Origin of the sequence: Reichenbachiella sp. (genome assembly GCF_965233835.1) — a bacterium.
Taxonomy (GTDB): Bacteria; Bacteroidota; Bacteroidia; order Cytophagales; family Cyclobacteriaceae; genus Reichenbachiella.
The window spans coordinates 3,169,915-3,183,292 of sequence record NZ_OZ247585.1 but is presented as its reverse complement, the minus strand read 5'-3'; the positions used below and the strand labels follow the sequence as shown (position 1 = coordinate 3,183,292).

The window sequence follows — 13,378 nt, the reverse complement described above, 5'->3', positions numbered from 1 at the left end:
AAAGGTTGCAAGAAAATTAATTGTACCTACATATAGTCATCCAAAATGTATGCATGCATAATAATATTATTATATATTTGGAGCTTCACTCAAACTCTTAATTATGATAAAAACCAATACTCGAAAATCCCTGTATATGGGGATTGCTTTCTTATTTTTTAGTATTGGTGCTGTAGCGCAGACAACCACTTCGTGGATTACAGGTCGAGTGCAAGGTACCGATGGAGCGGATCTGGTAGGATCCACGGTTATTGCTATACATGTACCTACTGGTACAAAGTATGGTGTGTCAACTAGACTGGATGGAGGATATGATATTCCTAATGCCAAAATTGGAGGACCTTATTCAGTAGAAGTCTCTTTCGTTGGCTTTAAAAGTCAAAAAGTAGAAGGAATATTTTTGACCCTAGGTCAAAAGCAAAGACTTGACTTTGTGTTGCTGGAAGATGCAACGACTATTCAAGAAGTAGTTATTACTGCAAATCGTGATGATGTGATGAATAGTGAGCGTACAGGTGCTGAGACTACCATTAGTAATGATCAGCTAGTGTTATTGCCAACTATCTCCAGGTCTACACAGGATATTTTTAGGTTGACCCCTTCGAATGATGGCAACGGTTTTGCTGGTCGAAGTGACCATGACACGAACTTTTCCTTGGATGGCTCTATTTTCAATAACCCTTTTGGGCTTGATGCTGCTACCCCAGGTGGTCAAGCTGGTGCACAGCCTATCTCTCTCGATGCTATTGACCAGATACAGGTATCCGTAGCGCCGTTTGATGTTACCAAAGCAGGGTTTACTGGTGCTTCTGTTGATGCCGTAACCAAGAGCGGAACAAATACTTTAAAAGGAACGATATTTGGCTTCTACCGGAACCAAGCCATGACTGGGAAGAAGGTTGATGGAACTTCTATTGATGTGCCTGACTTGACTCAGTTTCAAGGTGGCTTTTCTTTAGGTGGACCAATTATCAAAAACAAACTCTTCTTCTTCGCCAATATGGAAATGGAGCGAAGAGAGGATTTAGGTCAAAATGTAGTTGCATCTAATAGCAATAATGCCGGTGAGAGTAATGTGGCGAGGGTATTAGAATCTGATCTTCAGGAAGTTCAACGCGCACTTTTAGATATAGGCTATGATCCAGGTGCTTATCAGGGATACACGCATAACACTGAGAATTTAAAAGCTATGCTGAAGATTGATTGGAATATCAATGACAAGCATAGTTTGACGGCTACTTATAATATGCTGGATGCAAACAGAGACTTACCTGCTCACCCAAATGCAATTATTAGAAGAGGGCCGGACAGAACAACCATGCAGTTTGAAAACTCTGGATATAATATTGAAAACAAGATTCAATCAGGAATGCTTGAATTAAACTCTATTTTTAATAATACAGTTTCAAATAAGCTGCAAGTAGGTATGACCATGTTTAGAGATGCGAGAGACCCAAAAAGCGCTCCATTTCCTGATCTGAATATTGCTAACAATACGATCAACTATATTGTGGCAGGTCATGAACCTTTTTCAATTCACAATAGATTGGATCAGAATGTAATCCAGATTACTAATAATGTGAATATTTTCAAAGGTGCGCATACGTTTACTGTAGGTGGGTCTTTTGAAAAATTTATGTTCGATAACTCATTCAACCTAGGCGTATATGGTGGAACTTTTGGACCAGCTTATGCTAGTGTTGATCAATTCCAAGATTCAATTGCTAGTGGATATATAGCTGGACAGATGGCAGCAGCAGAAGCTACCTTCAACTCTAACAATGCAGCTACGCCAGACACCGGAGGGTGGGCATTGGCAGAAACGAATGTTGGGCAGCTCTCGTTTTATGCTCAAGATGAATGGCAGGCCACTGATAACTTGGCACTAACTTTTGGTTTGAGAATGGATTTGCCTTTGTATTTCGATACGGAGGAAAAGATGCAGGAGAACTTAGATAGAAACTGCTGTTATGATCCTTCTATCCAATACTATGATGAAAATGGTGACCCTATCATGTTCAATTCACTAGAGTTTCCAGAGCAGAAGCCATTGTTCTCACCAAGATTTGGTTTCAACTGGGATGTGAATGGAGATAGAAATGTACAGGTAAGAGGGGGTACCGGGCTTTTTACTGGTAGATTTCCATTTGTTTGGATTGGAAACCAAGTAGCAAACCCGAATTTCTTCTTTTATACGGTTTCAAGAACTGACTTTAAATTCCCTCAGGTTTGGAAAACAAATTTGGGTGTTGATAAGAAACTAGGAGAAGGATTTACATTAAGCGCCGATTTGGTGTACTCAAAGGATATCAATGGCATCATGGTGAGAAATTATGGACTAATTCAGCCTAATGCTTCATTGCCAGGTCAGCCAGGCAGACAAGTCTATGGAGCAGGAGACAGAGCAACTGTATTCGGAGGAGCAACCAATGCCTATGTCTTGACTAACTCAGATGTTGGCCGTAGTGTGAATTTGTCTTTGGAGTTGAAAAAAAACTGGACAAGCGGATTGTATACCTCGCTAGCCTATAACTTCTTAGATTCAAAAGATGCTTCTTCTTTGGTAGGAGAGATTTCTAGTGATACTTATGATAGAAACCCTGCTATGAATAATGTGAATGCAGCTACAGCTACTCCGTCACTTTATGGTAACAAGCACAGAATCGTAGGTACTATCAATAAGAAGTTCACTTACGGAGGTGGTAAAACAGCTACAACAGTTTCATTCTTCATTGAATACGCTCAGGGTGGAAGATTCTCTTATACCTACGCAGGTGATATCAATAATGATGGTTCTGGTCTGAACGATTTGATTTATGTGCCTACTGACGGTGAGATTGATCAAATGCAATTCGATACTTTTTTTGCTACAGAAGCAGCTCAACGTGCAGGTTTAAAGTCATACATTGCTCAGGACGATTATCTAAGCCTAAGAAGAGGAAGGTATGCTGAAAAGTACAGTGCGTTAAGCCCTTGGTTCTCTACTTGGGACATGAGAGTGCTTCAAGATTTTTATATTGGCGAACAAACTTTGCAGTTAAGCTTAGATATTCTTAATATTGGAAACTTAATTTCAAATAAGTGGGGTGTGAAACGAGTACCGTTGAATACTTCGCCAATTGGAGTGGCAGGTTTTGATGGTACTACCGGAGAGCCAGTTTATTCATTTGATACAAGTGCCACAGAGACATTTGCTGATGATTTTGGATTAAGATCTAGATGGCAATTGCAACTGGGTGTAAGATATATATTTTAATAAAGACGCTTCATTGAGAAAAAGGTAGAGAGATTTACCTTGGAGAAAGCCCCCTAGCGGGGCTTTCTTTTTTTTAGTACTTTTGCGTTTTATTTCTTTGGCATGAAAAAAGTTGCATTTTTTACTCTGGGCTGCAAGCTCAATTTTTCTGAAACCTCTACTATTTCAAGGCTTTTCGAAGAAGAAGGTTATGAAAAAGTAGCGTTCGAAAATAAGCCTGACATTTTTGTTATCAATACTTGTTCTGTCACAGAGAATGCTGATAAAAAATGTCGTCAAATAGTAAAGAATGCCAAGAAGGTATCTCCAGAATCATTCGTGGTTATTATTGGTTGTTTTGCGCAATTAAAGCCAAAAGAAATCTCCGAAATTCCAGGTGTAGATGCTGTGCTTGGGGCGGCTGAGAAGTTTAAGCTACTAGAGCACCTTAAGAATTTCGAAAAGCAAAAAGAAGCCATTGTTTGCGCATCTGAAATATCTAACGCCACAGAGTTCAATAATGCCTATTCTATTGCTGATCGTACGAGAACCTTTCTCAAAGTACAAGATGGTTGTAATTATGGTTGTGCATTCTGCACCATACCATTAGCCAGAGGTAAGAGCCGTAGTGATAGTATCGAGAATATTTTGAAATCAGCCTATGAAATAGCTGAAACAGAAGTAAAGGAGGTGGTGTTGACTGGAGTCAATATTGGGGACTTTGGTGTACAAGGTGGAAGAAGAAAGGAACGATTTCTTGAGTTGGTAAAAGCTTTGGATGAGGTAGAGGGAATTGAACGATTTAGAATTTCTTCGATAGAACCCAACTTACTCAATAATCAGATCATTGAATTTGTAGCAGAAAGTAAACGTTTTGCTCCACATTTTCACATTCCATTGCAATCGGGAAGCAATAAGATACTCAAATTGATGAACAGAAGATATTTGAGAGAACTTTATGTAGAACGAGTGTCTAAGATCAAAGAAACGATGCCAAATGCTTGTATTGGCGTGGATGTGATTACCGGTTTTCCGGGTGAAACACATGAGGACTTTTTAGACACCTACAATTTTATAAATGAGCTGCCGGTGTCGTACCTGCACGTATTTACCTACTCCGAGCGGGCTAATACCAATGCTGTCGAAATGGATGGGGTAGTTCCTAAAAAGGAAAGAAATGAGCGCTCAAATATGCTTCGCATTCTTTCTGAAAAGAAGAAACGTGCGTTCTATGAATCTCAAATTGGAAATGAGTTTTCTGTGCTTTTGGAAAATGATGTAAAGGATGGATTTATGTATGGCTTTACTGAGAATTACCTTAAAGTAAAGCTGCCTTATCAGGAAGAGCTTGTTAACAAGATAAAATTAGTTAGTATGCAGGCCGTTGATGAAGACGGAACCATGAAGGCCATGGATACTGAGCTGGTTTGATTATAACGGCATGACCAAAAAATCAAACTTTAACTTGTCCCAAGCAAATTCTATCATTCCTGCGTCATCAACACTGAATGTCATTCTTTCACTTACTTCATTGTTTGTGGTGGGTTCGACCTCAAAGCGAAGAACATCTAGTGATTGATCATAATCATACGCTCCCCAGACTTCATATTTAGTATTCAGTATGACTGTCCACTTGTCCTTAGAGGGGATAGTATAGAGTGCATAGTTGCCTGCGAGCAACGTATCGCCATTGACTAAAATATCTCCCGTGGCTGAAAGCACGGTGGCTTCATTTGCTCCAGTTCTCCAGATACGTTCATAAGGAACCAAATCACCCCAAATCGTTCGACCTTTTACTGCGGGTTGACTGTATGTAATAAAAACGTCGGTATCTCCAAGACTGGTGATTGCTCTCGCAGGAGGAGAGGGTCTTGAAGCACATTTTTTTTGATAGGATTCAAACTCCTTTAAATCGGAGGAGATAAATTTTGAGGGGTATTCAGGGCGATAACACCCACTCAGGGCAAGAGGAGTGAGGATAACTATGAGTTTCCACCAATTGCGCATGTTCATATTTGATAACCGTTCTTTCAATTTGCCAAATTAATATTTTCTTGAATCAAGTGTACGAGATACCTTAAAATATGTTCAAACATTTATTTCTATTGGTTGAATGATGAACCAACTGCACAATTATCGCACAACAGTTGTATCAAAACCGATCACGAATGAATGCTGTGATTTTACTTAACTATCAGTATGTCAGGTAGATATATGGTTAGGTATATTTTTTGTTAACAAATAGTTAACTATATCAAATAAAACTTGAAATTATGAGTATCATCGGAATTGAAATCCCAAGACTGGAAGAAGATCAGGACATCAGTGTTGAAGTTAAGATCAACGGAATCAAAAAACAGTACAGTTACCGTGTTGAGATATTCTATTGGGAGGAATGCCCTTTTCCTACTGAAGATAGAGTAGAGTGTATCAAAAACTTGGTGGCTAGTTATGACCAAGAATGGGACTTGGCACATATTGGAATACCCACAGATGAGTATATTCCGATTACATTTAGAAAAAAAAGGAAGTAGACTTTTGAAGCAATTCTAGAATTCTTATAATTGTTAAGATTTCAACTGGTTATGTCTTGGATATGAGTACATAACCTCAACTATATAACCACGTGTATGCGTGGTTTTTTTTGTGTTCTCTGTTTATCATATAATAAGTCCGTTCATCAGAATAGAGGTCTTCTTAGCGTGATAATGGTTATTTTAGTTTTATTAAAAAAACCATTAATCCATGCGAAATATCTTAACAATCCTAAGCTTAGTTTTATTTGCACATCTGATATGTGCCCAAGACATAGATATGTCATTAATGAAGGGCATGAAAATACGCAATATTGGTCCTGCAGGCATGAGTGGTCGGGTGACAGCCATCGATGCTGTTCATACTGACCCTGATATCATTTACATCGGTACAGCCTCAGGTGGCGTATGGAGATCCGAGGGCGGTGGCGTGACCTGGAGCCCTGTTTTTGAAAAGGAAGCCGTTGCTTCTGTAGGAGCACTAGCCATTGATCAATCGAATCCAGATGTGATTTGGATTGGAACAGGAGAAGGAAACCCTAGAAATAGCGCGACTAGCGGAGCGGGGGTGTATAGAACGCTCGATGGAGGAGTGTCCTGGCAGCTCATGGGACTGGAAGGAACAAGAAACATCCACAGAGTCATTATAGATCCTAGAAATTCTGATGTAGTCTATGTCGGAGCACAAGGCTCTGCATGGGGTGAAAGTAAGGATAGAGGAGTTTACAAAACCGTAGATGGTGGTAAAACCTGGAGAAAAATATTATATACCAATTCAAAAACGGGTATTGGAGAATTGATCATGGATCCAAATAATCCAAACAAACTGTTTGCAGCCATGTGGGAGTTTAGAAGATGGCCGTGGTTTTTTAAATCAGGAGGAGAGGGCTCTGCACTTCATGTGACCTACGATGGAGGTGAGTCCTGGAAGAAAATCACAAGCGACGATGGAATGCCTAAGGGCGAACTGGGTAGAATGGGATTGGCTATTTCAAAAAGCAATTCTAAGATTGTTTATGCTTTGGTGGAGTCAAAAAAGAATGCATTATATAAATCTGAGGATGGTGGTGTAAAATGGAAGAAGGTTCAGGACAAACAGGTTGGTGGCAGGCCATTCTACTATGCAGAGATAGCTGCAGATCCATTGAATGAGAATAGATTGTATAATATCTATTCTGAAGTAGGATTGAGCGAGGATGGAGGAAAGACATTCTCTACATTGTTGGGCTGGAATCCAACACGAGTGCACGGCGACTACCATGCCATATGGGTTCATCCCACAGACCCCTCTCTAGTTATTATAGGGAATGATGGAGGATTGGCGATATCAAGAGATCGAGCAAAGACCTTTCGTTTTGTAGAAAATTTGCCAGTTGGTCAGTTTTATCACATTTCCACAGATAATCAAGTGCCTTATAATATTTATGGTGGAATGCAGGATAATGGTTCGTGGATTGGGCCATCTAATTCATTAAGAAACGGAGGTATCAGAAATAGTTACTGGGATGAAATTGCTTTTGGTGATGGTTTTGATGTAGTGCCAGATCGATCCAATCCAAGATATGCCTTTGGTATGTGGCAAGGGGGTAATGTCCTGTATATTGATTTGGAAACGGGAGAGTCACAGTATATTAAACCTGTACATCCAGAAGGAAAGAACTTAAGGTTCAATTGGAATGCAGCCATTGCCCAAGACCCAATCAATCCAGATGTGATATACTACGGAAGTCAGTATGTGCACAAAAGCATTGATAAAGGGCAAAACTGGTCAATCATTTCTCCGGATCTGACTACTAATGACGCAGCTAAACAAAAAAGTAATGAAAGTGGTGGGTTGACCATGGATGCCTCAGGAGCAGAAAATTTCACCACGATTTTAGCCATTTCTCCATCACCAGTGGACGATCAGGTAATTTGGGTGTCTACAGACGATGGAAACATCCAATTGACCCAGGATGGAGGAGATACATGGACGAAACTTAATAGCAGAATTAAGGGCTTGAAATCTGGTGCCTGGATGCCCCAAGTGAAAGCATCTAAGTACAATGCCGGAGAGGCAGTGTTGGTAGTCAATGATTATAGAAGAGATGATTGGACGCCATGGTTGTATAGAACTAAAGATTATGGAAAAAGCTGGGAAAGATTGATTGATGAGCAAGATGTATCCGGCTATGTGTTGAGTTTTGTTCAGGATCCGGTGGAGCCCAACCTGATGTTTGCTGGTACAGAGTTTGGATTATATGTGTCATTCAATGCTGGGCAATCATGGAACCAATGGAAGGAAGGTTATCCAACTGTTTCCACCTATGATCTTGATATTCAAGAGGAATTTGGCGATTTAGTTATAGGCACGTTTGGCCGTTCTATTTGGGTGTTGGATGATATCCGCCCATTGAGAGACTTGGCTAAGCAGGGATCTTCGTTGCTGGACAAGAACCTATATGTGTACGAAGCAGCGGACGCTTACCTGTGGAGTAGAAAAGAGGCGGCAGGTACAAGATTCCAGGGAGATGCTATTTATAAGGGAGATGACAAAGCAAATGGTGCACTATTGACTTACTCCTTGAAGAAAACCTCAAAACAGGATACTACAATCAAATCTGATACGGTATGGGTAAAGGTGTTTGATGCTGCTAACAATGAAATTAGAAAAGCATATACTATCGGAAAACAGGGGATGAATCGCTACAATTGGGACATGTGCCAAAAAGGTTATCGTTCGACATCAATGGCAAAACCAGAGAAGGAAATACAGGATGTTTCTGGTCGTTGGGTGCTTCCAGGTGAGTACAATGTTCAATTTAAGTTTGGTAATGATTCTATGATGACTAGTGTCACCATCAAGAAAGATCCTCGGATTGATATTGCAGAAGCTATGATGACTAAGAATGCCCAGACTTTAGATCAGATCAATAAATATCTGATGCTGGCAACTACAGCGATTGATCAGCTCAATGAAGCGAAGAAGACGATTGATTTAACATTGGCTGCTATGAAAAGACAAAACGTGACTAATGATGAAGTTGCTAAAAGTGCTAAAGAGTTGAAAGAGAAAATCAAATCACTCAAAGAGTTGGTGAATGATAAGGAAGATCTACAAGGGTTTATAGACGGGGGTAAGCTGATATCAGGACAGCTTTGGAAAGCTAGTTTTTACTCTCAGCTTTACAGTACGAACAACTCGTCACAGGAGCTGGTGGCCAACCAGCTAAAAACACAATTGGATGGGGTGCTGACTCAAACCAATAGTTTTTTTGAGAAAGAGTGGGCAGGTTTTGAAAAAGAAGTTGATGCATTGAATTTGAGTTTGTTTCAACCTTATGAGAAGCTGGAGATAGAATAGGGTCTACTGTCAAATCCAACCATTATCATTTTATATGGTATAATCAGTAGTATACCTAAAGGTTTAGATTTGATTGTTCAAATTATCTCTTGGGAAGGATTATATTTAAAGCTGAATTGAGCTGATTTTTATCCTTTGGCTTAGTTTTTGGCTAACATACGATTATGAAACAACTACTTATACTATTTGTAAGTTTAATGATGATGGGGCCCACTGATCCTGCTTTTAAAGTAGGAGAAACTGCTCCCGACATTGCCTTACCCAATATGAACGGCGAAATCATAAAGTTGTCTTCTCTAAGAGGTCAGATGGTATTTATTGACTTTTGGGCTTCTTGGTGTAAGCCATGTCGCAAAGAAAACCCGCAGATTGTAGCTGATTATCTGAAGTACAAGGATGAAGAGTTCGAAAACGGTACTGGTTTTACCGTATATGGTGTTTCACTTGACAAAAAAAAAGAAGCCTGGCAGAAAGCCATCACGAAGGATAGTTTGATTTGGGATACGCATGTGAGTGACTTGAAGGGGTGGAAAAATGAAGCAGCTGTGGCTTATGGCATTTCCAGTGTGCCCATGAGTTATTTGATCGATGGGGACGGTGTGATCGTAGCAGTCAACCCAAGAGGGGATAAACTCGAAAAGGCACTTAAAAAGAACCGGAAATCCGAATCCTGGTTTAAGTCCCTTTTCGATAACTGAACTTGGTAGCGCTTAAAGGTTTGCTTTGGCGCGGGCGGTTAAATCTTTTAATGATTGAATGGCCCTTGCTTTGTCTTCATCTGGGAAAGCACTAGCTGTACACTCAAAATTCTCTGAAGCATCTTCGAACGAGTCATACTCTACACCGTCTACTACAAAAGTACAATCGTCATCTGATCCAGATGAGCAGCAAACAGAATACTCGACTTCACAAACTTCATCTTTTTCGCATGATTCATCGTCATCATCGCTACATGCTCCGAGCGTAAATACAGAAGCAAGCATCGCATATAAAAATATATTGTGTTTCATATTATTGGTTTTAAAGTTCTATTTAATCTCTTATTAAATGTAATGATCAATTCACTATTTTATTGCTTTGAAAGCTAAAATTATAGATTTTCAGCACCTGTTTCAAAACTGAAAGCTTTGGGCTGAAATCTGAATTGTAAAACTTTTTCCTGAGTTTTTACTTTGGTTTTCATGTCATCTCTAGCTTTTGGACTGTCAATTTTGGTTTTGTATTCTCCTTGATGACCAGTGGCTTTAACTCGGATCATTTTTTTCTTTTTGGTTTCTGAGTTGTCATCTAAGCTTGAAGCTTTTTTTCTTCCCATTACTTGGCCTAGGTTAACACCAACATGGTAATGGTAATCTTCATTAAACTTTTGCATACCCAAAATGTCGATATCAAAAAGACTGCTAACAACATAAGTTCTTGGAACATAGACTGCATCTTTAAACAAGAACATGTGAGTGTCGATTGTCTTAAAACTGAGAGTATCTAAGTTATCAATTTTTGGTATATCATTAGCTAATATTTGCACAGGTGGGTAATGATAGATTCCCCCATCATGAAATTTCAAGTCACAGGTCATTCTCATGTCATCATATACAATTGAATCACCAATCATGACCATTCTTAAGAAGAAATTATCTGAGGACACGATTCCATTCAACTGCTCATAGGTCATTTCTTTTTGATCGAAATTTTTCATTTCTTTCATCAACCTTCTGACATCTAATTCTACGATATTGCTTTTCATTTCAATTTCCATTTCATCCTCTGGCTTCATGTGAACCTGCATAGATGAAATAATCTCCCCTCCAAACCCCATGAAATCCAGTTGATCCACAGTATAAACGGAATCATTGACATTATAGAGTGCAGAAATGTCCTTCAGTATGGCATCTTCATACTTCATATCAGTGATGGCCAACTTGCCTTTCACTTCATTGTTGGACATATTCATTTCCAGTTTGGTTGATAGGTTGTTGATCGTAGCCGTCTTACCATATATTGTTTGCCCAACTTTCACTGTACTTTTAATGAGTTGATTCGCATCATTGATATCGTATACAGTCTCAATGTCTTTTACGGTCGTATCATCATATTTAAAACTTTTCACAAAAGCCTGACCGGTAACTTCATAATTCCAATTGGTAGGTTCTTCGATTTCTCTGGAAGAAGGGGTGTCCTGGGCTTCGTCTTCCGAAGCAAACGCTCCTAATATTTTGTTATCCAAATCACCCAGCTTGTATGTGCCGTCTACTTTTAGAGTACCTGGTTTGTTTCGTAATGCTGTATTGATTGCATTTTCTATGGTCGTAGTGATATCAAACGAAATACCCTGATAGCCGCCTTTAAACCCATCGATAGAAATATGATGCTCTTTCTTTGTAATCCTTCCGCTGAGATTTTTCACATTCATTAGTGTATCCTTCATATCCAGATTGATACGCTCAAGGGTGAGGTCTAAATTGGTATTGTCATATAGAATCGTCTCTATGTCTTCATCTGCCATTTTTTCAATGTCAAGCTTACCCTTGGACTGGATAGATGCTTTTAGAAGGCCATTCATATCATTGACAAGCGTATCTGAAGTGAATCTTTTTGCCTTATTGAGGTTTAGATTTAGTTGCGTATTGGTTGCAAAGGTTAGATGCTTCATTTTTTCAATTGTAGCACTGCCGTGGATTGATGCTTCAGTCGTGGCCAAATGGAAGTTGGGAATATTGATGTCCATCGATTCTGGCTGCATTACATCTCCGGAAAAATTCATCTCAAGGTTGTTTTTGGCTAAATCAACCTTATAGTCAGGGAGAGAAGCGCTCACATCAGATACTCGAATCGTGCGATTGGCATAAGCGATTTCACCAGACAGAGCTTTCAGATTTATCGCATCTTTCATAAGAAGGTCAAACTGCTGGAAGTTAATTTTTGCAGTTGTATTTGAGAGCGCGTCAGCAACAAATTGATTATCTACTGAATCAGGAGCAATGCCTTTGGTGGCTAGTTGCACTTTGATCTGACCACCTGCCTTTTGAGCGAGAGAGTCAGGTATTATTTTATTTGAAGCATCAAAATCTAAATCCAGGCCGGCTTTGAGGTCGTATTTGAGTTGATCAAGGTTACTGAATTTGCCGCTTAGATTGATTTGGCTTCCACTAATATTTGCTTTGAGTTGAGATAAATTGATGGCCGTTGTCGAGTTGTTGTTTTTAGCACCGTTGGTTATGGAGGTTTGAATTCCGATGTTGTAGACGAGAGGGTAGTTCTCATATTTCAAACTTCCTTGGTCATAATTCAAAGTGACCTCATAGTGAGGTAAATCCTCTTCACCTACAATTCCTCTAATGGAAGAATTGATGTCAAGACTTCCGGCAATTTGAGAGACTCCATTGGCTTTGAGCATTCCATCGGGTGCGTATTTGGTGAGTTTGGCAAGACTTGGCGCCTTTATGGTTGTATTCAAATCGGCATATGTCTGTTCACCTAAAATCACCTTTCCGTTACTGGTAATTTTTATTTCTTCTGTTTGTAAGACCAAAGAGGCAATTTCTAGGGTATCAGATTTAAAAGTGAGATTAATCCCCAAGTCAGCCTTTTCCATGCGATCCATGGGCGTATCTTTCACAAAGACATCTGAGATCACTAAATTGCCATTGAAATGAGCGTAAGTTTTAGGGTCTTTGAGTTTGACCGCTCCATTGATTTCTGGAATGTAGGCTTTGGTCTCGATACCTTGTTGCTCATCTTTATACAGCAGCGTGAAACTGCTCAGTCGAATGCCTTCGGCGGTCAGGTCTAATGGTTCTCCTTCCACCACTTCTTCTTCCACAGCAACCGTATCCGAGGTCATTAGAAAATCAAAATTGGTGCCGCCTAGTGAGTCGATTTCATATTTCACAAATGCTCCTTCTAACTCTACTTTTCTAATTGTGAAAATGTCATTCAGGAGATCTCTGGTATTTACGCTTACATACAGGTTGTTTACCCTAACCAAGGTGTCTATACTTTGTATTTCGTTCTTTTCATTCCACTGATAAGCTCCGAGCCAGAGCCCTTTGAATTGTATGCTTGCCAAAGGAAAATCTGTGATCAATGAAAAGTTGACATCCTGTGTGGCCATCGGAGCATCAAAGGTCTCACTTAATTCATTCAATGCGTATTTGGTGATTCGGTCTTGCAACAACCATCCAGTGACTACAAGCGAGAATAACAAAATAATAAATGTGAGTAAACTGATCTTTAGAACTTTTAGAAATCGATTCATGAAGTCTGTCG

The 13,378-nt window shown here is 39.6% G+C and carries 8 protein-coding genes; 5 read left to right on the top strand and 3 right to left on the bottom strand.

What is annotated here, in order from left to right; translation table 11 throughout:
* The first annotated feature begins 103 nt into the window (after positions 1–103).
* The gene (locus tag ACO6S2_RS13395; protein ID WP_422359067.1) at positions 104–3,256 is read left to right on the top strand and encodes a TonB-dependent receptor; all 3,153 of its coding nucleotides are present in this window, start codon (positions 104–106) and stop codon (positions 3,254–3,256) included.
* Between the two features lie 102 nt (positions 3,257–3,358).
* Entirely contained in the window at positions 3,359–4,666 is a 1,308-nt protein-coding gene (gene mtaB, locus ACO6S2_RS13390; protein WP_422359066.1) for a tRNA (N(6)-L-threonylcarbamoyladenosine(37)-C(2))-methylthiotransferase MtaB, read from the top strand.
* Here mtaB and ACO6S2_RS13385 read toward each other — a convergent pair whose 3' ends face one another.
* On the bottom strand, positions 4,667–5,242 hold the full coding sequence (locus ACO6S2_RS13385; RefSeq protein ID WP_422359065.1) for a DUF2911 domain-containing protein: 576 nt from the start codon (positions 5,240–5,242) through the stop codon (positions 4,667–4,669).
* A 266-nt stretch (positions 5,243–5,508) separates the two neighbouring features.
* On the opposite strand from ACO6S2_RS13385, the gene ACO6S2_RS13380 reads away from it, so the two are divergent.
* The 3 genes from ACO6S2_RS13380 to ACO6S2_RS13370 all read left to right on the top strand — a co-directional run bounded on the left by ACO6S2_RS13380 (position 5,509) and on the right by ACO6S2_RS13370 (position 9,810).
* A complete protein-coding gene (locus ACO6S2_RS13380; RefSeq protein ID WP_422359064.1) occupies positions 5,509–5,769 on the top strand; it encodes a hypothetical protein in 261 nt (86 codons plus the stop codon).
* A 298-nt stretch (positions 5,770–6,067) separates the two neighbouring features.
* Positions 6,068–9,112: a WD40/YVTN/BNR-like repeat-containing protein gene (locus tag ACO6S2_RS13375; RefSeq protein WP_422359063.1), complete on the top strand. Its 3,045-nt coding sequence runs from the start codon at positions 6,068–6,070 to the stop codon at positions 9,110–9,112.
* 164 nt (positions 9,113–9,276) lie between these two features.
* Positions 9,277–9,810: a peroxiredoxin family protein gene (locus tag ACO6S2_RS13370; protein WP_422359062.1), complete on the top strand. Its 534-nt coding sequence runs from the start codon at positions 9,277–9,279 to the stop codon at positions 9,808–9,810.
* A gap of 12 nt (positions 9,811–9,822) precedes the next feature.
* On the opposite strand, the gene ACO6S2_RS13365 is transcribed toward ACO6S2_RS13370, so the two are convergent.
* Positions 9,823–10,122, bottom strand: a complete 300-nt coding sequence (locus ACO6S2_RS13365) for a hypothetical protein (protein ID WP_422359061.1) — start codon at positions 10,120–10,122, stop codon at positions 9,823–9,825.
* An 80-nt stretch (positions 10,123–10,202) separates the two neighbouring features.
* The gene (locus ACO6S2_RS13360; protein ID WP_422359060.1) at positions 10,203–13,367 is read right to left on the bottom strand and encodes an AsmA family protein; all 3,165 of its coding nucleotides are present in this window, start codon (positions 13,365–13,367) and stop codon (positions 10,203–10,205) included.
* Positions 13,368–13,378: the final 11 nt, after the last annotated feature.

Bases quoted from the DNA above. Each gene is read 5' to 3' on its own strand.
- ACO6S2_RS13395 (WP_422359067.1), top strand. From the start codon at position 104: ATGATAAAAACCAATACTCGAAAATCCCTGTATATGGGGATTGCTTTC.
- mtaB (WP_422359066.1), top strand. From the start codon at position 3,359: ATGAAAAAAGTTGCATTTTTTACTCTGGGCTGCAAGCTCAATTTTTCT.
- ACO6S2_RS13385 (WP_422359065.1), bottom strand. From the start codon at position 5,242: ATGCGCAATTGGTGGAAACTCATAGTTATCCTCACTCCTCTTGCCCTG.
- ACO6S2_RS13380 (WP_422359064.1), top strand. From the start codon at position 5,509: ATGAGTATCATCGGAATTGAAATCCCAAGACTGGAAGAAGATCAGGAC.
- ACO6S2_RS13375 (WP_422359063.1), top strand. From the start codon at position 6,068: ATGAAAATACGCAATATTGGTCCTGCAGGCATGAGTGGTCGGGTGACA.
- ACO6S2_RS13370 (WP_422359062.1), top strand. From the start codon at position 9,277: ATGAAACAACTACTTATACTATTTGTAAGTTTAATGATGATGGGGCCC.
- ACO6S2_RS13365 (WP_422359061.1), bottom strand. From the start codon at position 10,122: ATGAAACACAATATATTTTTATATGCGATGCTTGCTTCTGTATTTACG.
- ACO6S2_RS13360 (WP_422359060.1), bottom strand. From the start codon at position 13,367: ATGAATCGATTTCTAAAAGTTCTAAAGATCAGTTTACTCACATTTATT.